Raw genomic sequence first — 26,260 nt, 5'->3', positions numbered from 1 at the left:
ATCCACCTCGCGCACCGGCGTCTGTCATTTCTGTGTGGAATTGGGAAATTAGAGACAAAAAGCCACATGATTAGAGGTATTTAGCTATGAAAGGGCGGAAACCTTCGAGTGAAAACGTTGTTCCGCTCAAGCCGGAAGACGGTGGCGGATCGAATTTTGAGGCGCGGGCGCTGGCCCGTTCTGTCGAGCTTCGGCCCGATGACATGCCGTTTACCGTTCGGGCGATCTGGGATCGCCTTGCGCCGGCGCTCTGTGATCCACGGAAAAACAGGCTGAACGATACGAACGTTTATATGTTCGAACTGCTTTGCCACACCATCGACCGACACGAACGGTTGCGCCTCGATGTGCGCGAGGGTGGCGAAACCTACGAGACAATGACCCGCAACGGGAAGCAGCTCAAGAGCAGGCCGGAAGTGAGCCAACTTAACGAGACATGGCGGCAGATCAGGGCGCTTGCAAGCGACTTCGGAATGACGCCATCCGCCGAACGTGGTTTGCAGGGGGGCGGCCAGCTTGGATTCGATTTTGCCGATGGCGACGGCTTCGACTGATGTTGAAGTGCCGGCCAGCGATTACGATTCGGACCCGGTGACAGCCTGGGCGGCGGATGTGGTTCGGGGCGACATTGTTGCTGGGCCGCATGTCCGCAATGCCTGCCGTCGCCATCTTCTCGACCTTCGCGACGGTCCAGCGCGTGGCCTGGTCTTCGATCTGGCGGAAGCGAAAAAGCGCATCGACTGGTTTGAGACAAAGCTGTTTCTGAACGGCGGGCAGTTTCAGGGGGTGCCGTTTCAGCTTCATCCAAGTCAAAAGTTTCGCATCGGATCACTGTTCGGGTGGAAGTGGGCGGAAACTGGCCTTCGTCGGTTCCGGCGCTTCTATGATGAAGAGGGCAAGGGTAACGGAAAGTCGCCGCTGCTGGGCGGTATCGGCCTCATGATGATGGTCGCGGATGGTGAGCCGGGGGCTGAAATCTATGCCGCCGCTGCCAAAAAGGAACAGGCGCAAGTCCTGTTTAGCGATGCGGTGTCGATGGTCGATCAGTCGCCGCAGCTCTCCTCTCGCATTTCTCAATCCGGCAAGAACCCGGTATGGCAGTTGACCTATCGCAGCCGGAAGAATCGTACCGACAAGCGGATTTTCAAGCCGATCTCGTCGGACAAGGCGCAGTCTGGCCCTCGGCCACACGGTGCACTGTGCGATGAGGTTCATGAACACCCGAACCGCGACACCATCGACATGCTGGAACGCGGCTTCAAGTTTCGTGAGCAGCCGTTACTTGTCATGGCAACAAACTCCGGTTCCGACAGGCAGTCTGTCTGCTGGGAAGAGCATAAGCATGCAATCGAGGTTGCGGCGGGGATCAAGCAGGATGATACGACGTTCGCTTTTGTCTGCTCACTCGATGATGGCGACGATTGGGAAAACGATCCGTCTTGTTGGGTGAAGGCGAACCCGCTTTTAGGTGTCACGGTAACGCATAAGTATCTTAAAGGCGTTGTCGATCAGGCTCGCTTGATGCCGGGAAAGCGCAACGGCATTGCACGTTTGCACTTTTGCGAATGGACGCAATCGGTTCGGGCGGCGATCAAGCGCGAAAAGTGGACGGCCTGCCAGTCTAAAATCGATCTGGATGCGCTGCTTTCCTCTGGCGTCGGCTGTTACGGTGGCCTTGACCTGTCACGCACCCGCGATTTCACGGCCTTCACGCTGACATGGGTTCTCGACCGGACAAAGGATGCTGAGCGTCTGGCGTCAAAAACATGGTTCTGGACTCCTGCCGATACGCTGCTGGAGCGCGCAAAAACGGACCAAGCGCCCTATGATCTTTGGCGCGATGCCGGTCACATCGAGGCGGTGCCCGGCGAACGGCTGCGATATTCATGGCTTGCCGATGCCATTGCATCGATCTGCGCCAAATATGCGCCGCTTGAAATCGGTTGTGACCAATACGGACTTGAGCAGTTGCAAGAGCATTTGCCCGATTCCGACATTTCGTCACGGATGACGATCCATCCGCAGGGCTTCCAGAAACGTGTGATCGACAAGCTTCCTGACGCGCCGGAAGGCGAACAGGAAATCTATCTGTGGATGCCTCACAGCATCAACATGCTCGAAAACGCGATCTACGAAGAGCGGTTGCAGATCCTGAACAATCCGATGCTTGATCACTGCGCGGCCAGCGTTGTCTACGCTGAAAACCGCACCGGCCATCGCATGTTCGACAAGGAAAACGCCTTCGGGCGCATCGACGGCATGGTGTCACAGGCCATGTCGGTGGGCATTGCCCTTTGCCGCGAGCGGGTGCGGATCGCGTCGCCCTGGGATGACCCAAACTTTTCAATGGGTGGATAATGGCTTCCAAAGCAAAAACGCGGGAAACGCGCTCGGCCTCCCTTGAGAGCGAGCGGGTTCCGGTTTCCGCTGAGAACTTCCTTCAGTTTTTCGGGGTTGGCGGCGGAAGTCTTCCGTCTGTCACGCCGGAATCTGCCCTTCGCGTTCCTGCCGTGCAAGCGGCTGTCTTGTTTCTGAGCCGAACGCTGGCAAGTCTGCCGCTGCATGCCTATGCCACGCGGAAGGGAAGCCCTGTCCGCATGAAGGGTAAAACGGCGCAGACAATCGAGAAGTATCCCAATGACGAAATGGATACATCGAAGTTTCGTCGCTACTTCTGGGAACAGGTGTTTACCGGCGGGCGCGGCCTGGCGTGGATCGAGCGGGGCGGCTCTGATGTTGTCGGCCTTTGGCCTATTGATCCCGGTTCCTGTTCGGTTCGGCGGCGTGGTGGCCGGCTCTTCTATTCGTGGGAAGGCCGTGAATATCCGTCTTCGGATGTGATCGACATTCCATTCATGCTGAAACGCAACATGGTTCAGCATCGTGGCCCTATCGCCATGGCGGAAAAGGCCATCCAGCTTTCGCTGGCGATGAATGACTATGCGTCGAATTTCTTTGCCGGCGGTGGCGTTCCACCGCTGGCGCTGGAAGGGCCGCTTCCTGTTGGCGGCGAGGCGATGAAGCGGGCGCGCGATGACGTCAAGCGTTCGATCGATGCGGCGCGTGACGATAACTTGCCATTGATCCAGCTTCCACCGGGCTACAAGCTTTCCCAGATCGGCTATGACCCTGCCAAGGGTCAGATGACGGAAGCGCGGCTGTATCAAGTTCAGGAAATCGCACGCGCCTACCAGATTCCGCCGAACTTCCTGCAAGACCTGTCGCGGGCGACGTTCTCCAACGTCGAGCAAAATGACCTTTACCTGGTCAAGCACCTCATTTCGCAATGGGCCACGGCCTTCGAAGGCGAAATGAGCCTGAAAGTGTTCGGGCGCTTCGATGCTGGCCGGTATGTCAGCCACAATCTCGACGGGTTGATGCGCGGCGACTTCCTAAGCCGAATTCAAGGTCTTGCTGCCGGTATCAACGCCGCACTTCTGACGCCCAACGAAGGCCGCGAAATCGAAGGCCGGGCGCGCAATGACGATCCTGCGGCGGATCGCCTGCACATGCAAAGCGGTACGCAGCCGATTGGCACGCATGCTGCTCCCATCGGCCATAATGGCGGGCCCCCTCTCACAGACGAAAGTGGTTCAAGCGATGCCGAACAGGTCTGAAAAGCAAATTCGTTCGCTCGTTCGCAAGGTCGAGACGCGGGCGGATGGCGAGCGCATGACGGTGGCTGGGTATGCCGCCATCTTCGGTGAAGTTGCCGATATTGCCGGAATTTACCGGGAAGTCATTGCGCGCGGTGCGTTCTCGCGGTCCCTGCGCACGGATGATGTGCTGGCGCTTTTCGGCCATGACTCGGGGCGGCTTCTGGGGCGCACAACTTCCGGCACGCTGCGACTGGCGGAAGACGCGAAGGGGCTGTCCGTTGAAATCGACCTGCCCGACACGACGGACGGACGCGACGTGCTGACATTGATCGCGCGCGGCGACATTTCCGGGATGTCGTTCGGTTTCAACATCGTCCACGAGGAATGGGATTTCTCGGTGGAGCCGCCGCTTCGAACAATCATCGACGTTGATCTTGTTGAGGTTTCCGTCGTTTCCGCTCCCGCCTATGCGGGCACATCGATTGCCCTGCGGTCGCTCGAAAGCGCCCGCGCGGAAATCGAGCATCGCCACTTTGTGCCCGCCATAAGGCTGCGCATGAAGGTGGGTCTTGACCTCGCGCTGCGCAAATAACGCTGCGCTTTTCACACTCAAAAATTGGAGATTGTTGCATGTCCCAGAAACTGCGGGAACTGCGGGAAAAACAGATGCGTCTGGTTACAGAAGCGCGTGAGCGTCTGGACGGTATCGCCGCCACGACCGACGAAACGCGCGCCAAGGAGCTTGAGGCCGCACATGATGCGGCCATGGCTGAGCATGACCGACTGCAAGCCCTTATCGAGCGGGAAGAAAATCTGATCGAACTCGAAAAGAGGCAGGAAGAACAGCGCGCGAAACAGCGTCCGCTGCGCGATACGCCGGCGGCTCCCGGTGTCGATGATCCGACCGGCGGCAGCATCGAATACCGCTCGGTTTTCGCCAAGGTCGTTTGCGGCGTTTCGCCGAATGACCTTTCGGCGGAAGAACGGGCGGTTCTGCGTAGCGGTGCGGCCAAGTTCGAAACGCGCACCCAGATGGCAAGCGTTGCCGCAGCCGGCGGCTACACCGTGCCGACCGAACTTGCCAACCAGATCATCATTGCGATGAAGATGTGGGGGCCGATGTACGACGAAAACATCTGCACGGTGCTTTCGACGGCTTCGGGCAATCCGATGACGGTTCCTACCGTCGATGATACCGGTGAAGAGGCCGCCAGCCACGCGGAAGGCGATGACCTTCTGAACGATGGCAGCGGTGACGTGGAATTCGGCCAGAAGCTTCTGGCGGCCTATTCCTTCGCTACGCCCTTCATCAAGTGGTCGTTCGAACTCGACGCTGACTCCATTTTCAACATGGAATCGCTGCTGGGCCAGCTTATCGGGGAACGCCTTGGCCGCATCGCCAACCGCCGCCTGACCGTTGGCAGTGGCGTTGATACGCCGAACGGTGTTGCCACGGCTGCGGGCCTCGGCGTGACGACGGCAGCGCAGGCGGCTTTCACCTGGGAAAACATCATCGAGCTGGAACATTCCGTCGATCCGGCTTACCGCGCCTCGCCGCGCTGCATGTACATGCTGCATGACAACACGGTTGCGGTGGCCCGCAAGCTGAAGGACGGCGACGGGAATTTCCTTTGGCAGAAGGGCGATGTGATCAACGGCAAGCCGGACACGATCAACGGGCGGCGCTACGCCATCAACCAGCACATGGACACGATTGCCGCCAACAAGCGCATCATGCTGTTCGGTGATTTCTCCAAGTATTTCGTCCGCAAGGTCGGTGCGCCCGTCGTCGGCGTGCTGCGGGAACGCTTCTGGCCGCAGGTCGGCATTGCCGGCTTGATCCGCTTCGATGGCGAAATCGGTGACGCCAACGCGATCAAGGCCATGAAAACCGCCGCCTGATTTCCGGCCTGATGAGCATGGCCGGCGCTTGTGCGCCGGTCCCTTTCCAATGGGGCTTTAAACTCATGAAAATCAAAATGCTTACCAGCATGGCCGGCGCAACGTTTTCGCTTGTTGCCGGTGAGGTGACTGAACGTTTTTCCGAAGGGGAAGCCGATCGCCTGATTGAAGCCAAACTGGCTGAGCCGTTCAAGGCTGCTGCCTCGGTTGAGGCGCTGGACAATCTGGAAACCGGTCGCATCGAACTGGCTGAGCGCGTCGAAATGCTTGGCACGGCGGTCGATGGCGTCGGTGATGATGTTTCCGATCTGCGCATAAAGGTGGATGCTCTTGAAAAGGCTCTTGCCGCTGCCAATGACGAGATTTCCGGTCTGCGCGCCAAGGCTGAAGAGTCCTCGGCACTCAAGGACGTGATGAAGGCTCTGACGGATCAGGTTGCCGTGATCGCGGCGGGCGGTTCTATTGGCAAGTTCGAGGCTATCGCTACCACGGAAGATGAAGCCGTTAACGCTTCCGCAAAGGCCAGCAAAAAGGCGGCGTCCTGATGTGGTACGCGGCGACGGCTGTTCCTGTTGACGGTTCGGCCTTGCCCGTTGCTCTTTCGGTCGCCAAGTCGCGGCTTCGGATCGATTTCGAAGACGATGATGCTGTGCTTTCCAGCATGATCGAAGAGGCAACAGCGCATGTCGAGCGCTATTGCAATATCCGTTTGCGGCGGCAGGTTCTGACGTGCCGCTGCAATAGTTTTGCAGACTTTGTTCGCCTTCCAGATGGCCCGCTTTCTGCCGGTGCTATTCAGTCGATTAGCTATTTCGACACGTCGGGCGATGATCAGACGCTTGACCCTGCGCGCTACAGCCTGCGGGTCAACGGTCTGGAGAGTGCCATTGTTCCGGTGCATGGAACGGCCTTCCCGCGTAGCAAGTTCGGTGAGCTGATTACCGTCACCATGCTGGCCGGTTATGAGGTGCTTCCCGCCGATCTGCGGGACGCCATCCTGTTGCGTGTCGTCACCCGCTACCGGAACCCTGAAAACTTGGCGGTTGATGGCTGGTCGGAAATGGATTCGATGCTGGTCAATTTCCGGCGGGGTGCATGACATGGCAAAACGCGAACGAAGTGCCGGTGACCTGCGCGAGCGTGTTGCCTTTGATGCGCCGATTGTGTCCGACGACGGGTATGGCGGCACAGAAAATGGATGGCAGGAACAGTATTCCTGCCGTGCAGCTTTTATCTACGCGGGCGGAAGCGAGGCAGTTGTAGCGGCAAGGCTGCAAGGCCGCGAAAGCTACAAGGTTGCCATCCGGTCTTGTGCTGCGGCTCGCGCTATCAAGACGGATTGGCGAATGCGCAACGCGCGCGATGCTGCCGGTGTCTTTGCAATCCTCTCCGTCGATGCCTTGGCCGATCCGGCTTGGGTCTATCTCATCGTGCAAACCGGCGTTCCGGCGTGAGGTGAACCATGGCGTGGGTCAAATTCACGGAAGATTTCGATTGGTGGCCGTCGCCGCAGGTGACGATTGCCTATAAGGCCGGAATGACGCTCAACGTCACGCGGCGATGCGCTGAGAGTGCAAAGGCAAAGGGCAAGGCCGTTTCATGCGCCAGCCCACGGAAGGCCTTGTCTGTCGATGGAAAGGCTGCGCCATGAAGTCGAAAGTGATTGGTCTTGAGCGGCTGAAGCGCAGGCTTTCCCGCATTCCGGAGGCTGTCAAAAAGCGTGCGCAGGCCGATCTCATGCTTGCGGGACGCGAGGTCAACATGCTCCAGCGTGCGCTTTGCCCTGTCGATAGCGGCAGGCTGCGGGAAACAATCCGCACGGAAGCGCTGGAAGACGGAACGATTGGCGTTGAAATCAAGGCCGGTGGGCCTCTGACAACGAAGGCCGTCCGCAAGTCTGAAAAGGGCAATGCGGGCGACTACGACTATGCCCTAGGCGTCGAGCTTGGCACGTCAGACACCGCCCCGGAGCCGTTTTTCTGGCCGGGATACAAGGCCAAGAAAGGTGCGGTGCGCAAGCGTGTAAGGGCAGGTGTCCGGCGGGCGCTCAAGCAGGCGACGGGGGCAAAATGACAAGTCCCAATCTGGCATTACAGAAAGCGCTTGTGGCTACCTTTCGCGCGCTCGATACGGCGGCGGAAGATCGGTTTTACAGCAAAATTCCGGATAATGCGGCCTATCCCTATGGGCAGGTATGGGAAGGGTACGAAGTACCCATTGATGAAGACTGTTCCGACCGGACAGAAAGCACCTTGCAGGTGGATATCTGGGCGGATGCACAGGCCTACATCAAGGCCAAGGAAACCGCGAAAGCGATCCGCGATTTCCTGCATGAAAATGACGCGGCCTTGACGGTTGACGGTCATGTCGTCGACCGCATCCGCGTCGAAACGATCAATTACACGGCAGGTCCGCCGCACTATCGCGCGCGGCTTTCCATCGTGGTCGAAACGCAGCCGGCGTAAACGGCAAATCTCCAAAAAGAGGAAGCGACAATGCCTGTTACGAAACAGATGCTTATCCAGTTTTCGGATGGGGAAGAGCCCGCGACCTGGTCGCACAACTGCACCATCAATTCGTCGCGCGATTTCACGATTGAGGCGACGACGAATGATGGGTCTGCACCTGACTGCGCCAATCCGGAAAAGCCGAACTGGGTCCTGCGTTCGGTCGATACGCTTTCGGCCGGCATCAACGGGGCCGGTACGATGGACCCGGTGTCCTACGGTGTCCTGCGCGAAAAGATGTTGGCCGGCGAGTCGTTTCCGGTGCGCGTCAATCTCGCTGGCCTGACTGCTGTACTGGGTGGCGGCTACTTCGCGGGCAATTACGTCATGACTTCGCTCGGTATTGCCAAGGAAGGCAAGGGCTATGTCACCGCTACCGTCGCACTTCAGAGTGACGGTGAAGTGACGTGGGTGCCGGCGGCGTAATGTCCAAGTTCATCGAACTTCCGTTTGGCGGGGTGAAGCGCAAGTTTCGCCTCGCGATTGGCGAGCTGCGCGAATTGCAGGACGCCTGCAAGGCGGGGCCGGCCACCATTCTGGCCCGCCTCATGTCTTTCCAGCCGCAGGCCGAATTCTTGCGGCGTCCACGCCCGACCGATTTCGAGCTTGGCGAGGCCGATCCTGATTACCAGTCTGCGCTTAACCTGTTTGCGCTCGTGCGGCAGATCGGCGGGGACTGGCGCGTTGATGAGGTGCGCGAGGTCATACGCCTCGGCCTCATCGGCGGCGGCATGCCGCAGGCGGAAGCCTACTTCCATCTGATGAAGGTAGTCGATGAGGGCGGCGACTGGAAACCGCATATCGCTGTTGCAGCACAGGTGCTTTGGCATGCGCTCAACGGCGACGAGGAAGAACCGTCAAAAAAAGACGAAGCCGGGAAGATGACGGAGACAGCGACGGGCGGCTAGTCTTTTCGGCTATTTATGGCTGGGGCGCAGCCATGGGCTTCGCCCCGGTCATTGTCGATGCCATGTCGCTGTTCGAGTTTTCGGCCTGTCAGGATGGCTGGAGGAAAGCGAACGGCGCAGAGGAGGAGGCAGAGCCGCCAAGCTGGGAAGAGCACCTTGCTATGGTGCGGAAGGTGAAGGGTGGCGCTGGTTAAAGCCCCATTCTTCGCTTTGCTGCCCTCTGATCCCTCACGCACTGTTCGACACCCTCCCAATAATCTCCAAATGCCTTTCGGCAAAAACTGACTATTGGGTCAGCGATAACTGCGCTGCCATTGATGGTAGTATTCTTCTGCTCAAAAACAGTCCTTATCCCGCTCTTCTGAAGATTGGCGCATGCAATCGCTGATTTGGCGCTTTTTTCTTCTGAGCAGATGCGAAGTGAATTTATCTTCCATTGTTTCGCATATTGATCAGCAAGGCCCGGTTGGCTTTCAGGGAGCAAATCAGATTTTCTGAAACCAGCCTCGTTGATTTCTAGGAAGCAATTAAGAGCGCCTGCCACTGTAGGCATTTTTTCGCATATTTTCGCTAGGCGCTCGGCATCATATTGGATGCAGCATCGGCCTTTCTTGGGAAAAATCCTTGCGCACTCAGTGCTTTCTTGTCGTCCATGAAGGATGGCTTCGCAGGTTGCTACCTGGTCTTCAGTTGATGGCGTTTGTGCATCGGATGTCTGCGTAGAAAGTACCGCCCATGCTGCTACCCATAGAATCGTCAATCGCCTTGTAGCCATCCAAGTCACCCCGCTTCATCTGGAAGCCTACTATCAGGATACCCGTAAAAATGGCAACCATTGATGAACTGCGCACTGTCATGCGCATGGAACTTGGGTCGTACAACAAGGATCTGCAAAAGCTCTATGGGGCCAATGCCGCCGCAGCGCGAAAGGTTGAGGCATCGTGGATGGCTACGAATGCCGGCCTCAATCGCCTTGGTGCCAGCATGGCCCGTAATATCACAGCGCCACTGGCAGGCATTGGTGCCGCGCTTGCAACGCGTGAGGTGCTGGCCTATGCGGATGCCTGGACAAGCGCGAAAAATAGCCTAGCTGTCGCTGGCGTCACCGGGAAACAGCAGGCTGCCGTTCTCGATCAGCTTTACCAGTCTGCGCAACGCAATGCCGCGCCGATTGGCGCGATGGCCGATCTGTTTGGCAAAGCTGCGCAGGCATCCGACAATCTCGGCGCCAGTCAGTCAGACCTGCTGAAATTCTCGGATGGTGTCGGTATTGCGCTGCGCGTAGCGGGCGCATCGGCTGAATCCGCCAGTGGTGCGCTGACGCAGCTCGGGCAGCTTCTGGGTTCTGCCCGCGTACAGGCTGAAGAGTTCAATTCTGTCAATGAAGGCGCACGACCGATCCTGATCGCCGTTGCGAACGGGCTGGACGAGGCAGGCGGTTCCGTCAACAAGCTCAAGCAGCTTGTAAATGACGGGAAGGTTTCCGGACAGCAGTTCTTTCAGGCGTTTCTCAAGGGTATGCCCGCTGTTGCAGCCATGGCGGCTGGTTCAACACAGACCATTGATCAAGGGATCACGAAAGTCCGCAATGCGCTGACCAAATATATCGGTGAGACGGATTCCAGCCTTGGTGCGTCGCAGCGCCTGGTGGCTGGCCTTAATGCTCTAGCAGACAATTTTGATCAGGTTGCCGACGCTACCTTGCTATTTGCCGGCCTGCTTGCCGGCGGCATGCTTGGCCGGTCCTTGACGGGCATGATTACCCAACTTGGCCTCGGCGCGAAGGGTGTTCTCGATCTGATCGCCGCCTTCAGGAAGGTTAAGTCGGTTGGTCTCGTGCAAGCTTTTGGTGGTCTTGGCGCGGCCCTTGGTCCGGTTGGCGCTTTGCTCGGCACGGCTGCTGCTGGTGCTGCAATGTATTTCGGGCAGCAGGCCGTCGACGCGTCAGAGCGTACCGCGCGTCTGCGGGGCGAAATGGACGAACTTGGGATTTCATCCGGAACGTTGTCTTCGACGATCGACAAAACGTCGGAATCCATCAAAAAGCTGGCTGCTGATGAAGTGCGCGCCAAGTTGAAGGAAATCAATGACGAACTGGACCACATGCAGGAAAGGTCCTGGGGAAGTATCTTCGGCGGGACGAGTAGCCTCGGTGATGTGAAGTCGGCGCTTTCCGCAATCAATGGTCCGCGCAGCTCGGCAAAGTCATCGACAAAGCAGGCCGCCAGTGAACTCACTGACCTGATTGCGCAAGCCGAGGCTGGAAAGATATCTCTCGAAGAGATTGGAAATCGTCTGGACGAAATATCCAAGATCGACGCTTCGGGAGGGATGGACAAATACCTCAAGCTTCTTCGGGAAATCCTCCCGCAAATGCGAGACCTGAAGCGCTACGCGGAAGATATCCAGAAAGCAGGGGCGGTGGGTCCGTCCACAAACCCAATGGACCGCTTTGCGACGACGCGCACGGATGCGGCCAAGACGCAGCGGGACATACAGACCTTTCTCGACAAGGAAACGGCTGACGCCCGAAAGTCGGAAGCGCAAAAGAAGATTGACACTGAAACGGCTGCGGTCATGGAGCGTGCGCAAAAGGCCGGCACTGCGCTAAGTGAGGCGGCGGCGAGGCTTCAGGCCATCGCAAACATAAATGATCGGGAAGTAGCGCAGGCGAATTCCGCCTCGGTGGGTAGCGCGTCTGACCTCATCAAGCAATATGAAGGCTTCAGGGCCAAGCCATATTGGGATGTGAATGCGTACCGCGTCGGCTATGGCTCGGATACGGTCACGCTCGATGACGGGTCTGTCCAGAAGGTCACGCAGGGCATTACCGTCTCTGTTGCTGACGCAAACCGCGATCTGGCGCGGCGGGTTAGTGAGTTTCAGGCTGGTGTCCGTTCGAAAATCGGCGGCAGCACCTTTGACAGCATGTCGACCAATCAACAGGCCGTCCTGACTTCCATCGCTTACAATTACGGTTCGCTCCCTGACAGGATTGTTGCGGCGATCAAGAGCGGCAGTCAGGAGCAGGTCTACGCCGCGATCAAGGGTCTTGGTGGGGATAATGGCGGGATAAACCGGGTTCGCCGGAACAGTGAAGCTGCGCTTTACATTTCCGACGCGCCGCCGGCTGCGCAGGCCGGTGTTGATGTGCAGGCCGATCTTGATCAGCGCGGCCAGCGCATTGCCATGATGAAAGCGGAAACGGAAGCGCTTTCCGGCCTCAATCCTCTGGTCAATGATTACGGCTACGCCGCTGCCTTCGCCTCCGAAAAGCAGGACATTCTGAACGCTGTCCAGCAAGCCGGAATCGTCGTCACGCCGGAACTTGCGGCCAAGATCGATGAACTTGCGGCAGGCTATGCGAATGCGGAAGTCGAGCGGGCCAAGCTGACGGAAGGGCAGGACAAGCTTGTCAATTCCGTTGCTGACTTCAAGAACTCGGCCAAGGATATCACGTCCGGGTTTATTTCTGACCTGCGAAGCGGGAAATCGGCGGCGGAAGCTTTGTCGAACGCACTCGGAAAGATTGGCGACAAGATGCTGGATATGAGCCTCAATTCGCTTTTCGGGGTCGGCACGTCAGGGGGTGGAATTCTTTCTGCCTTCGGTGGCTTGTTCGGCCTCAAGTTTTCCGGGGGCGGCTATACGGGCGACGGCGGGAAATATGCGCCTGCCGGTGTCGTGCACAAGGGCGAATATGTCTTCGATCAGGCATCCGTGAAAGCTGCCGGTGGGCCTTCGGCTCTCGATGCCGTGCGGAAAAACCTGAAAGGGTTTTCATCCGGCGGCTATGTAACCGGCGCGTCTATCCCGCAAATCCCGTTGCGCAGCCTGCGCGAAATCCCGACACCTGCCAGCCGCAGCGCCGGACAGGCGGTCGATGTGACCGTGGGTGTTTCCGCTGACAATAACGGCAATCTCATGCCGTTCGTTGAAAGCGTATCGCAGCGGCAGGCCAGAAACACTGTCGGTCAGTATGACGTTGTTCTGACGAACAGCTTCTACAACCGCATGAATGAAGCATCGGAACGCGGCAGATGACGGTATTGCTCGAATACCCATTGCGGGTTCTGACGCCTTCAAATGTGGGCGTTGTGCCGCTTTACCGCAATCGATCGCCGCATGACGCCACCAACGGCATGCGGCGATCGCTCGGGTTTTCCGGGGCGGCGTTCAAGGTGGTGATGGATGGCATTCGCATCTCGCACGATCTCGACAAGGTGCGGACACTGCGGGCACTGATTGCCAATCTTGAGGGTGACCGCAACCTGATCCGCATTCGGATTCCTGACCTTTATGGCCTCGACGGGCCGTTGGCCATGGCAACGAAAGCGGCGCGAAAAGCATGGCCTGACGGTGTGCCGTTTGCCACGGATGCAATGTATGCGACGGGTGTCGGCCATGCCGTTCCGACGCTGGAAGTCGTGACAGTTTCCAGCGTGACGGCCACGGAAAACCATATATTCGTGGCGTCATCGCAAGAACTGCCGGCCGGCGTCGTCATCAGCATTGACGAATTTTGCTACATGATCGCCGGTTCATGGCTCGAAGGCGGCGTCAACCGCCTGAAGCTTTCACCGGGGCTGCGGCTGGATGCGCCAGCGGGCACGGTTGTTTCACTTGCGCCGGTTTTCGTCGGCGTCTGCACGACAGACATTCCGGGGGATGGTGTTTTTCGGAATGCCAAGCACGGGACATTCACGCTCGAATTCGAAGAGGATTTGACGCGTCTCGCCAAGGATTTCGATTGATGTTTTCCGAAGTGATCAAGGCCAATGCGCGCGGTCATGTCGTGCATTGCGCCGTTTTGCTTGAAATGCAGTTTTTGAGCGGAACCATGTATGTCCACAATGGCGGCGGCGTTCTTTATTCGCGGTCTGCGGCGGGTGCTCTTGAGGGCATCAAGTGGCTTGGGCTGCAAGGCATGGCGACGGTTTCCGGCCTCGGCGCTTCGCGGATCGGGGCTTCGCGGCAGGTATCCTGTGCGTTGGTGGCCGATGATGCCACGATTCGTGAATATTTCTTCGAAGAGGAACAGCGCCAGATCAAGGGGCGGAAATTCCGCTTCTGGGGGCAGTTCTATGAAGGGCTTCGCCCGCTCGACAGTCGGTTTCACATCTATACCGGCATAGGTGACCGGCTGCGGATGGTGAAAGAGGGGGCGACCTCCCGCAAGATCACACTGCTTCTTGAAGACCGCTTTTCCCGCCGCCGCCGCTCGGCCAATCTGATGGTTACGCATAGCGATCAACAGACGCGTGACCCCGGAAATACCGGCTTCATCTATGTTCAGAAGATGGTCGATCAGACCTTGAACCTCTATGATGCGCGAAACTGACGCTCTCGACGACTATCTTTCGGAAGAGCGCAATCACCCCTTTGAATGGTCCAGCCGTCGCAATGGTGATTGCCAGCTTTTTTTGGCTGGCTGGGTGGAACGGATTGGCTGGCCCGGCGCGGGCCTGCCCTGGCGCAATCGCTACAGCAACGAAAATGAGGCGCGCATCCTTCTCGGCGAGCGCGGCGGTGCTGTTTCGGCCTGGTGCGATCTTCTCGGCCCGCCGCGCATGGGGAGTGCGGCGCGGCGTGGTGATGTGGGACAGATGGCGGTTGATGGCTGGCATCTGGGAATGATCTGCACGGGGACCATGTGGGTCATCCGGGCGGGTGAGGGCGGTATCCGGTTTGTGCGCCCTCGAACTGAAATCATCGTTTGGGATGTTGGTTTTTCATGAAGCCGCGCTTTTTCTTCGAATGGCCTCTGGGTCCGCAAGTCTACCGATCGCCGCAGGCGATTGGCGTTGTTATAGCCGGGGCGCTTATCAATGCAGGCGTATCTGTAGTAATTGCAAACGCGTTGGGTCTGGCCATCGGTTATGGTCTTGTCGCGGCTGCGGCGATTGGCCTGCAAATGGCTTTGATGCCTAAGCCCGCAACGCCAAAGCCTTCCGATGTGCAGTCCAATATCAAGCAGGAAATTTCGCCACGGCGCAAAATCTACGGGCGATATCTGACGGGATCGGTGATCGTATTCGGTTTTCGACGCGGCGAGAAAAGCTACGTCCTGCACTATATCTGCGAAGGTCCGATTGCCGGCTATGTCTCGTTTCGGCTGGACAAGAAGCCGGTCACGCTCGATGCCAGCGGCTTTGTGCAGGAAGCGCAATATCAGGTTGGCGGTCGCTCGCGTGTCCAGATCCTAACGACGCTTGGAACATCAACGGACGGGCCATTCGCAGCTCTTCTGACGGCCTTTCCGGAGCTGAACACGCCGCTTACGCCTTTCCGCCATCGCAATTGCGCGATGGTCTTGCAGATCGTGGAGCAGGTGCCGCAGGAAAAATTGCAGGATGTGTATCCGAACAACCTACCCGGCCTGCAAGTCGTGATCGACGGCTTTGCGGAAGTCTATGATCCGAGAGCCGGGATCACCGGATTTTCCGACAATGCCGGATGCTGCCTGTTAACGGAAGTGATGGACGTTTACGGCCTGACACCTTCTGACGTTGACGAATTGTCCTTGTCATCGTTTTCCGAATTTGCAGTGCATTGCGATGAGCTGGTGGCGCTCAAGGCTGGCGGAACAGAGCGGCGCTATCGCTGTGCCGGACTGATTTCGCTCGATGGCGAAAACGAAGGGCGGATCAAGGCCATTGCAGATGTATGCAATGCCGATGTGTTCATGGACCGACAGGGCCGTATGACCGTGCAACGCAAGATGCGATCGGTTCCCGGCATTGCGCTGCGGGCGCGCAATGGTGACCATTTGACCGTGCAGATCGAGGGTGGGCGAGGCCTGCAAAAGCTCTCGAACATGATCAAGGTGACATACGTTGATCCGGCGCTGAACTGGAAGGCGAACGAAGTCATCTGGCGTCACTTCGATCTTATCGAGGAGGATGGCGTTGAATATTCGACGCCCCTTGAGGTGCTGCTGTGCCCGTCTTCCTCGCAGGCGCAGCGCCTGGGCAAACTGCGGGTCTACGAAATGAATCCGGAATTTTCGGGGTCGTTGACGGCGGGGCCGCAGGCGCTTGACCTGATGGAAGACTATGTCTTCACGCTTGATCTGTCGCCGGAAGAGACGTTCGAGCGGGTGGCGTGCGTCAATGGCTCTATTGACTATGATGGCGAGTCCATGACGGTTTCGGCACCTTTCGTGATCTTCAGGGATGGTGCGGAAGACTGGATCGCATCAACAGATGAACAGGCTGATATCGTCGTTCCGCCCGAGCTGCCTTCCTACGTGGATGATGTTGGTTTGGCCGTAACTGTATCGGTCGAATTGCAGGCCAACTCGGCGCCCTTCCTGAAATTTTCATGGGTGGGAACGGGTGGCGCAACGGTGCCAGACAGCTACTCGCACGATGTCGAGGTTTCACCAGCCGATGCGGCGGAGTGGAGTGCTGCGGTAGTGACGCAATCGGCTGACACTGCCAAATTTTCGCCCGTGGCTGACGGCGGGTCTTATGATTGGCGCATCCGCAATGTTGCCAGCGGGAAAACCTTCGACTGGCAATATTCGACAGTCCCCGTAACTGTTGTTGTTGATACGGTCGCGCCGCAGGCGCTCGCATCATTTTCCGCTTCTGGTGGATCCGGGCAGTTCGTTGCCGCCTTCGGATCTGTAAATGATGCGCATCTTGCTACCGTCGCTATCTTCAGGGCTCCCTCTGGAGAAGCGCTCGATCCTGCCATTCATGAAGTTGGCAGATTCGCGGTGGCTACGGGAATTTCATACGCCCTCCCAATCACATCTGTGGCGGGCTCTTTCGATATCTATGCCTGCCCCCTGAATATTTCCGGTATTGCCGGCCCCCTCAGCGGCCCTGACGGCGCAATCGTTTCCTGACATTGGAGTTTATCATGGCGAGTGTTCGGCAGCTTGGTCGTATGGCCTGGCGCAAATACAATATTGATGGCGCTTCTGGATCTGGCTTTTATAAGCCTGATACGGTGGACATTTTTCCATTCACGGATGCCGTGGCGGCTGCGATCGATGCAATCGTTGTCGCGGCGGGAGCGGTTGCGGCAAAAGCGACGAAGGCGGCCCTCGAGGCCGTGCACGGGGCATCTGGCGATGTCGGCATCGTCTATGCCGGGGTCGATGCGGGCATCTATATCCATAACGGGTCGGCATGGGTGTTCAATCGAGAACTTCCTGAAGCTGCAGCGCAGGATTATGCCGATGCGGCAGAGTCGGCCAAGAATGCGGCGGAAGCCGCGCGCGATATTGCTGAAGGTTATGCCTCCGATGCCGTCAGCCAGGGTAACGTTCCGATCTACGGCACGTTTGGCGGGATTTCCGGCCTGACTATCCCCGGCGGGATTTCTGGAATTATTGTCAATGGCCGGGCCGCCGTTGGCGATGGCGGCCGGGCGTTTCTGAAGAAGGTCGGCGCAGGTCCGGCAACCAGCGGCCGCACTCAGTCGGCCGATGGTGCATGGTGGGAAGTCTCCGACGAGGTCAACATGGCCGCCCTCGGTGGCAAGGATGACAATGCCACCAATAATACCAGCGCCATGCAGGCGGCGGCATCCCTCATTCCTGCCGGTGGGCGTATCGTGTTCCCGCGCGTCAGTGCGACGGGGGTCTACCTCTTCACCGGCGGCATTCTCCCGGTCAATGGACTCTATCTGGATGTTGAGCCCGGCGTCACACTCAAAGGCGCGTTCTCGCGCCCGCAGTCTCCGGGAGAAAATCCCGGTGCCGTCAATCACCCCAAGGTGATCCGCCGCACGCGCGTAATTGACACTTCGACTGGTACCGATGTCGAGATGTGGCTTAATCCGGAATACCTGCTCCCCCTCGGCCAGAAACCGTTTTTCCTCGGAGAAGGTAATCTTTCCCGCCCACGCTCGGTTTTGCTCAATCCTGCCTCTGATCTCGTCCATCAATACATCGCGTGGCCTGCTGGCGATACGTGGGCTGCGGCTACGCCGACCACGACAGCCGGCACGGTGCAATGGCCTGTGGAGGCGCTTAACCGCTTCCGCATCTCGTTCCGCGAGACGCGATGGGCTGAGCAGGTTGATGTCTCGTTCAGTGGCGATGCGGATGCTTACCTCCGCGCGGCGGCCATCAGGACAACGGGCGGTCACTACGTGTTCTGGGCAGATCGGGAAACAAATGCTCTCAACATCGGTTACAAGGCGACCGGCGTGGCGGCTGTCACCAGCGCCGTGACAATCCCTGGCGCTGCGACCCACGACAGTCAGAAGCCGCAATGGGCATTGTGGGGCATACAGGCAATCAACCCGTTTGCCTTTGCCGTCCTTATCAACGGCGTACGCGTCAAGGTCGTGCAAACGATCGCGCCAATCACGCATATCGGCTTTGGTGTCTATAATACGACGACCACGCCTACTTTGCTCGGCTGGCGTCTACTCAAGAGCAAGAGCCTGTTCGGTGTCGGCCAGCAACGTCTGTTGTGCCATGGTGATAGCACTGTTGCTGATATTTATGGTGGTTGGCCATGGATGCTACGGCAGCTAATCGAGGGATCGATGGGGATCCGCGTTGAGAGGCTGACAAACAGGGCTGTCGGCGGTTGGAGTTCGGCGGATGTGCTGAGCGATCTGCAAACCAATGGCATCAACGATAGCAATGGCAATCTGCCAACCTGCGCGTTTATTCGTGTCGGCGCTAACGATATCCAGGCCGCAACCAGTCGGCTGACTTACATCAGCAACATGGAGGCTATCATGGATATCTTCATCGCGGCTGGTGTCCCGGTTGTCGTGGCGGTTCCTGCCATGTTCTACAGCCAGGCTCTCGGTGGTGGATCGGGGCAAGCCACATCGAACTATTATTTCGGTGCGGCTTACAGAGCTGCATTGCAGCAGTCAATCGCCGCCAAATATGCATCCTCCGGGCTGGTCTTTGAGGCAGATAACATCTCTTCGATGGGCCATGTCCTGGGGAGCTACAAGGGTAGCGATCCGCTGGCTTACGATCAGATATTGCGCGACAACATCCACCAGACCGATGGCGGATACCACCTCGACGCTTATGCGATGGCCCGTGCGGCTCTGGATGCGCTGGCACCTGAAACCACCAAAAAGGCAGGGCGCACGCTGCTCCCGTCCAGTATTGCGGCGGCGGGTATGACGCTGGCTAACACGTCCTCCTTCTCGTCAGACTCTCAGGGCCAGATCACGCTGGCTTTGGGTGCCACCTTCACATCCCAGACCCTGTCTGGCACGGCCATTGCGACATTGCCTGCATCGCTGAAGCCTGCGCAGACTATCATCCTGCTCGGTGATGCTGGCAATACGACCAGTCTCGTTCGTGTCATCATCAATACCGACGGCACGATTGTCGCAACGTCCAGTGCCGCTTGTTCGGTACTCAACATCCGGGCGACTTACGCCCGCGAGTGATGCCAGGCCTCTGGCCAAATTCTTTCATTCCAAAATCTGGAGTTATCCATGAACCGCACGACGCTGTTTGCGTATCTGCGGCGCTCGCCCTTTGGTGGTCGCTTGACCACTGCGCAGGTGCGCGGCGTCGAAATCATTCTGAAGGTCTGGGAGGCAACCGGCCTCACGGACCTGCGCTTTCTCGCCTACATTCTGGCGACGGCCTTCCATGAAACCGCCGCCACGATGCTGCCGGTGCGCGAGACGCTGGCCCCGACCGATGCAAAGGCGATTGCGATCCTCGACCGCGCCTATGCTGCTGGTCGGTTGCCGCAGGTGAAGTCGCCTTACTGGCGTCTCGACAAGGACGGAAAAAGCTGGCTGGGGCGCGGCTTCGTCCAGCTCACGCACCGAAAGAATTATGAGCGGGCTTCGCGCCTGGTCGGCGTCGATCTGGTCGCCGCCCCGGCGCTGGCTATGGATATCGAGATTGCCGCGCGCATCCTGGTCGAGGGTATGATTGCCGGGCTGTTTACCGGGCGCAAACTCGACGACTTTTTCAACGTCATGGATGACGATCCGGAGGGCGCGCGCCGCATCATCAATGGGACCGACAAGGCAAAGCTTATTGCCTCGCACTACGCAGCCATTCTCGGCGCGCTGAAGGCGGCTTCGCAGGATGCCGCGCCCGTTGATGCGCTGCCCGCGCTTGCCATGCCTGACGACAAGCCGGCAGGCCAGAGCGTGAGCGCCTATCTCGCTGGCGGTGGCACGATTGCATCCGGTGTGATCGCGCCGCTGCTGGGCGGCATGGACAATCTCTATTCGCTTCTGTTCGGCCTGGCGCTGCTGACCATCGGCGGTGTCGTCGTCGGCATGTTCGCCAGCGGTCGCTGGTCGATCAATCGGGGGGCGGCATGATCAGGGTTTCTGGCGGCGCTGTGATGGCGCTTGCGGCGGTGGCGCTGATTGCCGCCGTCATCTTTCTCGTGGACTGGCGGGCGACGAAAAGGGCGCTCGATGATGTGAGGGCGCGCGACAATGCAGCGGCGGAAAATGCGGATGATGCTCGCGGGCGGTTTGATGCTTGCCCTGTCGGGATGTGGGACTTCGGGGCCGGGCAGTGCCGCAGCGCTGCGGCGGATCGTCGGGACTGACCTGATTGGCGCACGCGGGGCGACGGCGGAAGATCAGCGGCGGATCGACAGGACGGCGGTCGGGCTTTGCGCCGGCGGCGTCTGGACGCGGCAGGAATGCGGCCAGCATGGCGGGGGGCGGTGATGTCCGACAAATACCAGACCCTTTCCGCTGCAATCGAGGCATGGGGCGGCGGGGCGTTGTTGAACGGCCTCGGCGTCCTCTTCGCACGGCTGATGTGGCATGTCGGTCGCGTGCGCAAGGGTGAGCGGCGGTTCTTCGGGCCTGAGCTGGTCTATGAACTGCCCATCGCCTTCGGGATGGCGATCTTTGGCGAAAGCGTCGCCGCATGGATCGGCCTCCCTTCGCCTTCCTCGACCGCGCTCGTCGCCGGCCTCGCCTATCTCGGCCCGCGCGGTGCGGAAGTGCTTTTCACCAAATGGTTTGACCGAAAATATGGGGGCGGCAATGGCTGCAACTGAAATTCTTCCCGTCGCGGATACGGCGGTAAATTCGGGTGATGTAACGGTTGTGGCCGGTGAGCCGATTACCGTCGCGCTCAAGGGCGCAGCCTTCGGGGCGCTTGTCTATATCGGTCTCAAAGATGATGCCGGTGCATATCAGAACGTGGGTCGCCTGGAACAGATCGGTGGCGGCAATGTCGTGACGATCTCCGGACCCGGTACCTATCGCTTTTCGCGCGCTGAAGGCGGGGCTTGCGGGGTGTTCCGTGCTTAAGCCTCCTATAATCCGGGGTGTTCTTGAGCCTCCCATTCAACGGGCTGCCGCTCCCTCCTCTTTGGCCTCTGCCGTCCTGGTTCCGGCCTTCACCATTCTGATCAACGGCCAGCCGATTGCGATCAACTCGGCTTATGTAGCGGTTTCAAACAATGGCTAAAATCGATCTGGGGCCATCTGCGCCCGCCTTGCCGACAGCTGCTGAAGAAGCGGTTGCGGCTGCGTCTCTCTTCCGCCTGCTCTCGAAATACGGCTACCTCGGTGCCCTGCCCTTTGTACTGTCGCGGATCGTCCGCATTCTGGTCATCGGCGATAGCCTCGTGGCTGGACGCGGAAGCGGCTTCGGTCCAGTACAGATGGGTGGCGCGCGTGCTATGTCGTGGCCGACGCTGCTCAAGACTGCGCTTATCGGCATGGGTTTTCCAGCCAGCGCTGAAAGCTGGGGCGAGGCAAAAAACACGGGGGGCACGCTGGCCGAATACGATCCGCGTGTTTCGCTTGGTGGCTGGACAGTGGGGGCGGGTGCTGGCCCGGGCGGTTATCTCCTGCAAGCCACGGCTGCCGGCGCCGCCCTCGCCTTTGCGTCTTCGACGGCCATCGACACGATTGAATTCTACCATGTGACAAACTCGTCAGGGGGCAGTGGTAGTTACGCGGTTGACGATGGTGCCGCAACGGCCTTTTCGGCGGCTGGCGCTGCCGCTCTGACGAAGCGGGTTGTTAATGTGGCGCGTGGCCTTCACACGGCCAAGCTCAATTGGGTAGGCGGTACGATTCAAGCCGCGCCGATGGTTGCCTATGACAGCGCCGTCAAGCAATTCATCATCATGAACATGGGCATTCGTGGATCGACCTCGGCGGACTGGACAGACGCATCTTTTCCGTGGCGTCCGTTCAGTGCGATCACAGCTTATGCGCCGGATGTTTGCCTGATCTCGCTCGGTATCAATGATCTGCGTGCAGCGGGGCCGCTTCTGCCGCTAGCCACCTCGCAGGCCAATCTGCAAGCGATCATCACAAAGGCGACGTCCGGGGGCGGCAAGGTGATCCTTGTCATTCCGCCGCCGCCAGCAGTGGAAGAAGAGGGTAGCTACACCTATGCGCAGCTCGTTGCGCTCTATGTCGCGCTTGGGGCTGCAAATGGTTGCCCTGTTATTCGCACCGATCTCATTTTTGGGTCACATGATCGGGCAGCGCTTGACGGCTTTACGAACCCGGCTGACCGCTTGCATTACAATGGCGGCGCTTATGCGCTGATGGCCGGCCTCGCTGCGTCAGCCGTTCGGGATGTGGCGAAAGCATATTTCGCTGCTGCCTGATGGCGGGGTGCAACCGACAAAAAGCCCGCTGGAGCAATCCGGCGGGCTTTTTGCGTTTGGTGCTTTCTATCTCCTGTACTCGACACAGTTGCCGGGTGACAGCACGCCTTGGCCCGCCCTTCCGCATTGCGCGCAGGTGTAACGGCGGTTGAGGTAGCTCTGATCTCTCGGGAACTTTGCGAGGTCCATCGCGACTTGACGCTGGCAGGGTCCGCAGTAGACCGTGAGCTGATAGCCGTCGTCTGCAAGATCTCCGAATGTGGATGGCGAGTACGGATATTGCTTCGTCATCGCGCAAGCTTCCCGACAACAAAGTCATTGGCGGCGCGGTTGCCGCATCCGGTGCAACGCAAAAATGGTTCCAGCGATATAACCGGACGTAGCCGCCCGTAGCGCCTGGCTATGTCCCATCGATCGAGCCAGCCCATGTGCCGGCACACGGGACACTTGGCCCCTAGCCGATACCACGCCGGCAGGTCGGCCAGCGCCGCCGAGTGGTGACGGGCGGGGACGTGGACATGCAGGCCGCTGGGCCTCGGGTCCAGATTGGTGTTGGCTGCCGTCAGGTCAATGCCGCGACGGTGGCGCATCTCACTCGCGCTCCTCGCTCGGCAGCCATCCACGGGTATAGCCGTGGCCCATGGCGGCTTTGGCAATCGCGAGCTGCTGGCGCAAGTGCGCGCAATCATCCAGCAAGGTACGGATCGCTGCGCGGGCGTCGCCATCGTGCCAAGCGAGCGCGTGCTCGACCGGATCGGCTTCGGGTTCCTGTTTGATGGCATGCGTCATTGTTCTCTCGCTTTCAGAGTGTTTGTCAGCCGCATGTTGTTGGCAATTGGTGCCCGCCAGCACCAGTGTTCTAATTATGTTCCGGTTAGGCGGGGAGTCAATAGGGGGCAAGTGAGGTCTTTCGATCAGGATGAACCGTGCAAACGAAAAGCCCGCTGGAGCAATCCAGCAGTCTCTTTTAGGGATGGATGGTGAACCGCAAGCGTTTGTCATTGCTGACGGTCAGGTGCGTTGCGGTAGCTAATCCGGCGTTTGCTTCCGTCGCGGCATATGGTGGCCGGCGTCGGGTCTTGCTATCGATAAGTACCCCTTATCGATGGTTAGAAATGAAAACAAAAAACGTGGCTTTGTTCGGTTCATTGGAAAGAGAAAACGGCCCTTTGGAGCGATCCAGAGAGTCTCTTGCACCCTCGTTTCCAGCCGTCCGACTAAATCGCATACGTGGTCTTTTTTGATTGTAGGATACAATCCGAGCACCTTGTCCCAATCAGAGAGCCTCCAACATTATTGCAATTATTGGTCGCACCCATGTACGCTTTTCTAGATGTTCAAGAGTCCAGATGATTTTTGAATGCTCCACGTCTTGAGCAAATGAGATGCTTTATGGCTAAAAAGTCTAACTCCACAAGAATTGTAATAAATGACAATGGAAATCTGAGATGCCTAATGTCAATTGCAGAACAGCCTAGTGGTGATCTCATCGTTAACCTTTATGCAAAGCAGTATGATGGCACTAACCCAAAACCATTTGATGATGGTAGCAATGATCTTGGACAAGAGGTCAAAGAATGGAGATACACAGTTCACACAAGCGCTAAAAGCGAAAATGGAATTAACATAATCAACAATCATCGTACACTTGAGGGCGATGAATATAGAAAGGGCGTTACTGTAACTACGGCGATAAAAAAGGAAAAAAGGTTTGTCCCTCTCCACGCTCGATTGTTTAGCAGTATGAAGCACCATTCATACGACCTAAAGAGCGGAACAGGCAGAATAATAAATTTGGGTCAATATTCAGATTTATTTACGCTGTTTTTTTCCGTATTCGTCGGGCCCAAAAATATTCTTTTTAATAGAAAAATAAAATATGCTAACTCGCGAATTGTAAGGTTTGAAAATTTCACAATATTATTGATTTGGACTTATCTTGGAATTCCTGCGGCAAATCATACAAGATACTTTCTTCTTAAAAGCAGAGAAGGGGGTGAGCCTTTTGGCGGATTTAATAGTAAAAATGTCATAGACTATTTTATAGAAGTCAGAGACGTGGCAAGAAACACTATAATTGATGTAAAATTAAAATCAGCAGAAGAAAATATAGATTATAAAACTGCAAACGTTTTAATAAACAGCAGATTCTTCTCATCAGTTAGTTTAACGTCAAAAGAATTTATTATGTTATCACAAAAATACAGCAGGAAATTAAACAAAAAATAGACGTATGACGCAAGCTATTTGTATTAATAGAAAAGATTACGATTTCACCATATCCATACCTAAGTGCTGTTAATGTTCAAGTGCGCGCTCAAGGGCGTCCATCATCGCGGCCAGTGCGTCCTCGCCTGATGTCGTTCCGATGCGCTGGGCGAGCATCCAGAAGCGGGTCCGCGTTTCTTCCGTCGTGGCGATGTTGATTTTCGCTGTTCGGTTGGTGCGGCGTAGGCTACGGGCATCAAAGCGTGGTGCTTCTTGCTGCGGGGCTGATGCCTTTGGTTCCGGTGCGTGTCTGGCTGTGAAGCCGAGTTGCTTTCCAGCCTGCTCGATGACGGCGCGCGCTGGGGCTGGCGGCGCTGGGCGTGGTTCGAAATCCGGAATTTCAATGTCGAGGCCTTCAAGTCCTGCGCGTTCTCGGCTCATGCGGCTTCCCTCCCCTTCCCTGTCAGAACGTTAGCGACGGCAACAGCCAATTCTTTTGCGTTGGCGATTGCCGATTTCGGGTTTGAAACATCCTCATCCGTCAAGTCGAAGATGGTCCCGCCGATCTGGAACATGGCCGAGAATGCGGCCTTTTCCATCAAGCGCGCCGGCAGAACGGGAATTCCCTTCGCTTCGAGCGTCTGGAAAATATGGCGCTGCTCTTTGGTGTTCAGCGCCGTGGCCATCGAGAAGACGACGCGGTAATCGATCGCCCGGCGCGAAAGCTTCGCGGCACGGTCTACCAGCGCGACCACCTTCCCCACCTGGTCCGCATCGAGTTGCTTGCCGCGCATCGGTATCAGGACAAGATCGGCGCGGCTGATGGCGGAAGCCGCCGTCAGGTTTGCCGATCCTTCGAGATCGACAATCACATAAGCTGTCCTGGTCGCCGCATCATCAATCGCGTCGATGATTGTTTCCTCGGTGATGCCGCCGATCACGGTCAAGTTCGCCGGCACTCTTTCTCCGGATCGCTTCGCCCAGGTGGCGAGTGGCTGGTTCGGGTCGGCGTCGATCAGCGTCACGGCACGGTCGGCGGCGCTGAAAAACTGCGACAAGACCAGCGCCGTGGTCGATTTTCCGACGCCGCCCTTTGTTGAGCACAAAACAATAACTGGCATGGATGCGTCTTCCTTTCCGGTTCTTTCATCCATCATTACCGCAAGGCAGTTACCATATCGTAACCACAAGCTGAATTCTCGCCATCATCGTGGCTTCATTCTTGCTGGATCATGCTAACAGCGTACCGCGATCACGGCAACATCATTGCCGGATTGTTTGTGCATCATACCAACCACGCCGTCACCGTGTTGTCACCACATAGTCAGAACACATATTAGAAACGTTAAATGTTTATCCGAGCCATTTCCGCTTGCTCCCTCTCAAGAGCCAAAGCACCATTTCCGCGTATGGATGCGGTGATAGATGGCACGGCGATGCCGCCGAACCGCACGTTAAGCGCGGTTCGGAACCGCCGCAGGGGGGTCGGAACAAGAGCAGTCCGAAATCGTACGCTAAGGTCGAACGAAACCGGAACGATGCCGTAGATCCGATGTGCAACATCCGATCTCTGTGGA

At 57.8% G+C, this 26,260-nt stretch carries 30 protein-coding genes; 26 read left to right on the top strand and 4 right to left on the bottom strand.

Features of this window, described 5'->3' with window-relative positions; all coding sequences use genetic code 11:
- Positions 1-86: 86 nt before the first annotated feature.
- The 13 genes from GGQ66_RS07825 (at position 87) to GGQ66_RS07765 (ending at position 9,110) form a co-directional block, all read left to right on the top strand.
- Positions 87-554 (top strand): P27 family phage terminase small subunit, encoded by a 468-nt coding sequence (locus tag GGQ66_RS07825; protein WP_183791171.1) that lies wholly within the window; start codon positions 87-89, stop codon positions 552-554.
- A complete protein-coding gene (locus GGQ66_RS07820; protein ID WP_237358819.1) occupies positions 517-2,358 on the top strand; it encodes a terminase large subunit in 1,842 nt (613 codons plus the stop codon). Before GGQ66_RS07825 ends, GGQ66_RS07820 begins: the two co-directional genes overlap by 38 nt.
- The gene (locus GGQ66_RS07815) at positions 2,358-3,617 is read left to right on the top strand and encodes a phage portal protein (protein ID WP_183791169.1); all 1,260 of its coding nucleotides are present in this window, start codon (positions 2,358-2,360) and stop codon (positions 3,615-3,617) included. The genes GGQ66_RS07820 and GGQ66_RS07815 overlap by 1 nt, the downstream gene beginning before the upstream one ends.
- The gene (locus tag GGQ66_RS07810) at positions 3,601-4,191 is read left to right on the top strand and encodes an HK97 family phage prohead protease (protein ID WP_183791167.1); all 591 of its coding nucleotides are present in this window, start codon (positions 3,601-3,603) and stop codon (positions 4,189-4,191) included. Before GGQ66_RS07815 ends, GGQ66_RS07810 begins: the two co-directional genes overlap by 17 nt.
- Positions 4,192-4,229: 38 nt before the next feature.
- Positions 4,230-5,501, top strand: a complete 1,272-nt coding sequence (locus GGQ66_RS07805; protein ID WP_183791164.1) for a phage major capsid protein — start codon at positions 4,230-4,232, stop codon at positions 5,499-5,501.
- 77 nt (positions 5,502-5,578) lie between these two features.
- Positions 5,579-6,046 carry a hypothetical protein gene (locus GGQ66_RS07800; RefSeq protein ID WP_183791162.1) on the top strand — a complete coding sequence of 156 codons (468 nt, stop codon included), beginning with the start codon at positions 5,579-5,581 and terminating at the stop codon, positions 6,044-6,046.
- Positions 6,046-6,600, top strand: coding sequence for a head-tail connector protein (locus GGQ66_RS07795; RefSeq protein ID WP_183791160.1), 555 nt, complete (start codon positions 6,046-6,048; stop codon positions 6,598-6,600). The genes GGQ66_RS07800 and GGQ66_RS07795 overlap by 1 nt, the downstream gene beginning before the upstream one ends.
- Position 6,601: 1 nt before the next feature.
- The gene (locus GGQ66_RS07790; protein ID WP_183791158.1) at positions 6,602-6,955 is read left to right on the top strand and encodes a head-tail adaptor protein; all 354 of its coding nucleotides are present in this window, start codon (positions 6,602-6,604) and stop codon (positions 6,953-6,955) included.
- Positions 6,956-7,148: 193 nt separating this feature from the next.
- Entirely contained in the window at positions 7,149-7,574 is a 426-nt protein-coding gene (locus GGQ66_RS07785; RefSeq protein ID WP_183791156.1) for an HK97-gp10 family putative phage morphogenesis protein, read from the top strand.
- A 32-nt stretch (positions 7,575-7,606) separates the two neighbouring features.
- Positions 7,607-7,966, top strand: a complete 360-nt coding sequence (locus GGQ66_RS07780) for a DUF3168 domain-containing protein (protein ID WP_183791154.1) — start codon at positions 7,607-7,609, stop codon at positions 7,964-7,966.
- Positions 7,967-7,996: 30 nt separating this feature from the next.
- Positions 7,997-8,434, top strand: coding sequence for a phage tail tube protein (locus tag GGQ66_RS07775; protein WP_183791152.1), 438 nt, complete (start codon positions 7,997-7,999; stop codon positions 8,432-8,434).
- A complete protein-coding gene (locus GGQ66_RS07770) occupies positions 8,434-8,916 on the top strand; it encodes a gene transfer agent family protein (protein WP_183791149.1) in 483 nt (160 codons plus the stop codon). Before GGQ66_RS07775 ends, GGQ66_RS07770 begins: the two co-directional genes overlap by 1 nt.
- A 32-nt stretch (positions 8,917-8,948) precedes the next feature.
- Entirely contained in the window at positions 8,949-9,110 is a 162-nt protein-coding gene (locus GGQ66_RS07765) for a hypothetical protein (RefSeq protein ID WP_183791147.1), read from the top strand.
- Here the strand turns inward: GGQ66_RS07765 and GGQ66_RS07760 are convergent.
- Positions 9,107-9,691 (bottom strand): hypothetical protein, encoded by a 585-nt coding sequence (locus GGQ66_RS07760; protein ID WP_183791145.1) that lies wholly within the window; start codon positions 9,689-9,691, stop codon positions 9,107-9,109. The genes GGQ66_RS07765 and GGQ66_RS07760 overlap by 4 nt on opposite strands.
- Before the next feature lie 50 nt (positions 9,692-9,741).
- Between GGQ66_RS07760 and GGQ66_RS07755 the strand changes: the two genes are divergently transcribed.
- The 12 genes from GGQ66_RS07755 (at position 9,742) to GGQ66_RS07705 (ending at position 22,475) form a co-directional block, all read left to right on the top strand.
- Positions 9,742-12,960 (top strand): tape measure protein, encoded by a 3,219-nt coding sequence (locus tag GGQ66_RS07755; protein ID WP_183791143.1) that lies wholly within the window; start codon positions 9,742-9,744, stop codon positions 12,958-12,960.
- A complete protein-coding gene (locus GGQ66_RS07750) occupies positions 12,957-13,670 on the top strand; it encodes a hypothetical protein (protein WP_183791141.1) in 714 nt (237 codons plus the stop codon). Before GGQ66_RS07755 ends, GGQ66_RS07750 begins: the two co-directional genes overlap by 4 nt.
- On the top strand, positions 13,670-14,257 hold the full coding sequence (locus GGQ66_RS07745) for a hypothetical protein (protein WP_183791139.1): 588 nt from the start codon (positions 13,670-13,672) through the stop codon (positions 14,255-14,257). The genes GGQ66_RS07750 and GGQ66_RS07745 overlap by 1 nt, the downstream gene beginning before the upstream one ends.
- The gene (locus GGQ66_RS07740) at positions 14,244-14,654 is read left to right on the top strand and encodes a DUF6950 family protein (protein ID WP_183791137.1); all 411 of its coding nucleotides are present in this window, start codon (positions 14,244-14,246) and stop codon (positions 14,652-14,654) included. The genes GGQ66_RS07745 and GGQ66_RS07740 overlap by 14 nt, the downstream gene beginning before the upstream one ends.
- A complete protein-coding gene (locus GGQ66_RS07735) occupies positions 14,651-16,771 on the top strand; it encodes a phage tail protein (protein WP_183791136.1) in 2,121 nt (706 codons plus the stop codon). The genes GGQ66_RS07740 and GGQ66_RS07735 overlap by 4 nt, the downstream gene beginning before the upstream one ends.
- Before the next feature lie 14 nt (positions 16,772-16,785).
- Positions 16,786-19,302 (top strand): SGNH/GDSL hydrolase family protein, encoded by a 2,517-nt coding sequence (locus GGQ66_RS07730; RefSeq protein ID WP_183791134.1) that lies wholly within the window; start codon positions 16,786-16,788, stop codon positions 19,300-19,302.
- 48 nt (positions 19,303-19,350) lie between these two features.
- A complete protein-coding gene (locus GGQ66_RS07725; protein WP_183791132.1) occupies positions 19,351-20,202 on the top strand; it encodes a glycoside hydrolase family 19 protein in 852 nt (283 codons plus the stop codon).
- A complete protein-coding gene (locus GGQ66_RS07720) occupies positions 20,199-20,438 on the top strand; it encodes a hypothetical protein (protein ID WP_183791130.1) in 240 nt (79 codons plus the stop codon). The genes GGQ66_RS07725 and GGQ66_RS07720 overlap by 4 nt, the downstream gene beginning before the upstream one ends.
- Positions 20,323-20,562 carry a hypothetical protein gene (locus GGQ66_RS23050; protein WP_237358817.1) on the top strand — a complete coding sequence of 80 codons (240 nt, stop codon included), beginning with the start codon at positions 20,323-20,325 and terminating at the stop codon, positions 20,560-20,562. Before GGQ66_RS07720 ends, GGQ66_RS23050 begins: the two co-directional genes overlap by 116 nt.
- Positions 20,562-20,900 carry a phage holin family protein gene (locus GGQ66_RS07715; RefSeq protein WP_183791128.1) on the top strand — a complete coding sequence of 113 codons (339 nt, stop codon included), beginning with the start codon at positions 20,562-20,564 and terminating at the stop codon, positions 20,898-20,900. The genes GGQ66_RS23050 and GGQ66_RS07715 overlap by 1 nt, the downstream gene beginning before the upstream one ends.
- Entirely contained in the window at positions 20,887-21,156 is a 270-nt protein-coding gene (locus GGQ66_RS07710; protein WP_183791126.1) for a hypothetical protein, read from the top strand. Before GGQ66_RS07715 ends, GGQ66_RS07710 begins: the two co-directional genes overlap by 14 nt.
- A 152-nt stretch (positions 21,157-21,308) precedes the next feature.
- A complete protein-coding gene (locus tag GGQ66_RS07705; protein ID WP_183791124.1) occupies positions 21,309-22,475 on the top strand; it encodes an SGNH/GDSL hydrolase family protein in 1,167 nt (388 codons plus the stop codon).
- A 591-nt stretch (positions 22,476-23,066) separates the two neighbouring features.
- Here the strand turns inward: GGQ66_RS07705 and GGQ66_RS07700 are convergent.
- Positions 23,067-23,264 carry a dehydrogenase gene (locus GGQ66_RS07700; RefSeq protein ID WP_183791122.1) on the bottom strand — a complete coding sequence of 66 codons (198 nt, stop codon included), beginning with the start codon at positions 23,262-23,264 and terminating at the stop codon, positions 23,067-23,069.
- Positions 23,265-23,867: 603 nt separating this feature from the next.
- Here GGQ66_RS07700 and GGQ66_RS07695 point away from each other — a divergent pair.
- Positions 23,868-24,704: a hypothetical protein gene (locus GGQ66_RS07695; protein ID WP_183791120.1), complete on the top strand. Its 837-nt coding sequence runs from the start codon at positions 23,868-23,870 to the stop codon at positions 24,702-24,704.
- A 69-nt stretch (positions 24,705-24,773) separates the two neighbouring features.
- On the opposite strand, the gene GGQ66_RS07690 is transcribed toward GGQ66_RS07695, so the two are convergent.
- Positions 24,774-25,124, bottom strand: a complete 351-nt coding sequence (locus GGQ66_RS07690) for a hypothetical protein (RefSeq protein ID WP_183791118.1) — start codon at positions 25,122-25,124, stop codon at positions 24,774-24,776.
- Complete coding sequence (locus GGQ66_RS07685) at positions 25,121-25,804, bottom strand: nucleotide-binding protein (protein ID WP_183791116.1); 684 nt, start codon at positions 25,802-25,804, stop codon at positions 25,121-25,123. Before GGQ66_RS07685 ends, GGQ66_RS07690 begins: the two co-directional genes overlap by 4 nt.
- Positions 25,805-26,260 lie beyond the last annotated feature (456 nt).

Source organism: Allorhizobium borbori (assembly GCF_014196535.1).
In the GTDB taxonomy this organism is placed as follows: Bacteria; Pseudomonadota; Alphaproteobacteria; order Rhizobiales; family Rhizobiaceae; genus Ectorhizobium; species Ectorhizobium borbori.
Note: the sequence above shows the minus strand (reverse complement) of the source record. Positions and strands in the feature narration are given on the sequence as shown.

What these genes read in the sequence shown, in the direction of transcription:
- GGQ66_RS07700 (WP_183791122.1), bottom strand. Translation starts at nt 23,264, where the DNA reads ATGACGCATGCCATCAAACAGGAACCCGAAGCCGATCCGGTCGAGCAC.
- GGQ66_RS07720 (WP_183791130.1), top strand. Translation starts at nt 20,199, where the DNA reads ATGATCAGGGTTTCTGGCGGCGCTGTGATGGCGCTTGCGGCGGTGGCG.
- GGQ66_RS07735 (WP_183791136.1), top strand. Translation starts at nt 14,651, where the DNA reads ATGAAGCCGCGCTTTTTCTTCGAATGGCCTCTGGGTCCGCAAGTCTAC.
- GGQ66_RS07695 (WP_183791120.1), top strand. Translation starts at nt 23,868, where the DNA reads ATGGCTAAAAAGTCTAACTCCACAAGAATTGTAATAAATGACAATGGA.
- GGQ66_RS07740 (WP_183791137.1), top strand. Translation starts at nt 14,244, where the DNA reads ATGCGCGAAACTGACGCTCTCGACGACTATCTTTCGGAAGAGCGCAAT.
- GGQ66_RS07800 (WP_183791162.1), top strand. Translation starts at nt 5,579, where the DNA reads ATGCTTACCAGCATGGCCGGCGCAACGTTTTCGCTTGTTGCCGGTGAG.
- GGQ66_RS07725 (WP_183791132.1), top strand. Translation starts at nt 19,351, where the DNA reads ATGAACCGCACGACGCTGTTTGCGTATCTGCGGCGCTCGCCCTTTGGT.
- GGQ66_RS07770 (WP_183791149.1), top strand. Translation starts at nt 8,434, where the DNA reads ATGTCCAAGTTCATCGAACTTCCGTTTGGCGGGGTGAAGCGCAAGTTT.
- GGQ66_RS07790 (WP_183791158.1), top strand. Translation starts at nt 6,602, where the DNA reads ATGGCAAAACGCGAACGAAGTGCCGGTGACCTGCGCGAGCGTGTTGCC.
- GGQ66_RS07815 (WP_183791169.1), top strand. Translation starts at nt 2,358, where the DNA reads ATGGCTTCCAAAGCAAAAACGCGGGAAACGCGCTCGGCCTCCCTTGAG.
- GGQ66_RS07785 (WP_183791156.1), top strand. Translation starts at nt 7,149, where the DNA reads ATGAAGTCGAAAGTGATTGGTCTTGAGCGGCTGAAGCGCAGGCTTTCC.
- GGQ66_RS07715 (WP_183791128.1), top strand. Translation starts at nt 20,562, where the DNA reads ATGTCCGACAAATACCAGACCCTTTCCGCTGCAATCGAGGCATGGGGC.
- GGQ66_RS07745 (WP_183791139.1), top strand. Translation starts at nt 13,670, where the DNA reads ATGTTTTCCGAAGTGATCAAGGCCAATGCGCGCGGTCATGTCGTGCAT.
- GGQ66_RS07685 (WP_183791116.1), bottom strand. Translation starts at nt 25,804, where the DNA reads ATGCCAGTTATTGTTTTGTGCTCAACAAAGGGCGGCGTCGGAAAATCG.
- GGQ66_RS23050 (WP_237358817.1), top strand. Translation starts at nt 20,323, where the DNA reads ATGCAGCGGCGGAAAATGCGGATGATGCTCGCGGGCGGTTTGATGCTT.
- GGQ66_RS07730 (WP_183791134.1), top strand. Translation starts at nt 16,786, where the DNA reads ATGGCGAGTGTTCGGCAGCTTGGTCGTATGGCCTGGCGCAAATACAAT.
- GGQ66_RS07690 (WP_183791118.1), bottom strand. Translation starts at nt 25,124, where the DNA reads ATGAGCCGAGAACGCGCAGGACTTGAAGGCCTCGACATTGAAATTCCG.
- GGQ66_RS07755 (WP_183791143.1), top strand. Translation starts at nt 9,742, where the DNA reads ATGGCAACCATTGATGAACTGCGCACTGTCATGCGCATGGAACTTGGG.
- GGQ66_RS07825 (WP_183791171.1), top strand. Translation starts at nt 87, where the DNA reads ATGAAAGGGCGGAAACCTTCGAGTGAAAACGTTGTTCCGCTCAAGCCG.
- GGQ66_RS07710 (WP_183791126.1), top strand. Translation starts at nt 20,887, where the DNA reads ATGGCTGCAACTGAAATTCTTCCCGTCGCGGATACGGCGGTAAATTCG.
- GGQ66_RS07775 (WP_183791152.1), top strand. Translation starts at nt 7,997, where the DNA reads ATGCCTGTTACGAAACAGATGCTTATCCAGTTTTCGGATGGGGAAGAG.
- GGQ66_RS07765 (WP_183791147.1), top strand. Translation starts at nt 8,949, where the DNA reads ATGGGCTTCGCCCCGGTCATTGTCGATGCCATGTCGCTGTTCGAGTTT.
- GGQ66_RS07760 (WP_183791145.1), bottom strand. Translation starts at nt 9,691, where the DNA reads ATGGCTACAAGGCGATTGACGATTCTATGGGTAGCAGCATGGGCGGTA.
- GGQ66_RS07805 (WP_183791164.1), top strand. Translation starts at nt 4,230, where the DNA reads ATGTCCCAGAAACTGCGGGAACTGCGGGAAAAACAGATGCGTCTGGTT.
- GGQ66_RS07795 (WP_183791160.1), top strand. Translation starts at nt 6,046, where the DNA reads ATGTGGTACGCGGCGACGGCTGTTCCTGTTGACGGTTCGGCCTTGCCC.
- GGQ66_RS07750 (WP_183791141.1), top strand. Translation starts at nt 12,957, where the DNA reads ATGACGGTATTGCTCGAATACCCATTGCGGGTTCTGACGCCTTCAAAT.
- GGQ66_RS07810 (WP_183791167.1), top strand. Translation starts at nt 3,601, where the DNA reads ATGCCGAACAGGTCTGAAAAGCAAATTCGTTCGCTCGTTCGCAAGGTC.
- GGQ66_RS07705 (WP_183791124.1), top strand. Translation starts at nt 21,309, where the DNA reads ATGGCTAAAATCGATCTGGGGCCATCTGCGCCCGCCTTGCCGACAGCT.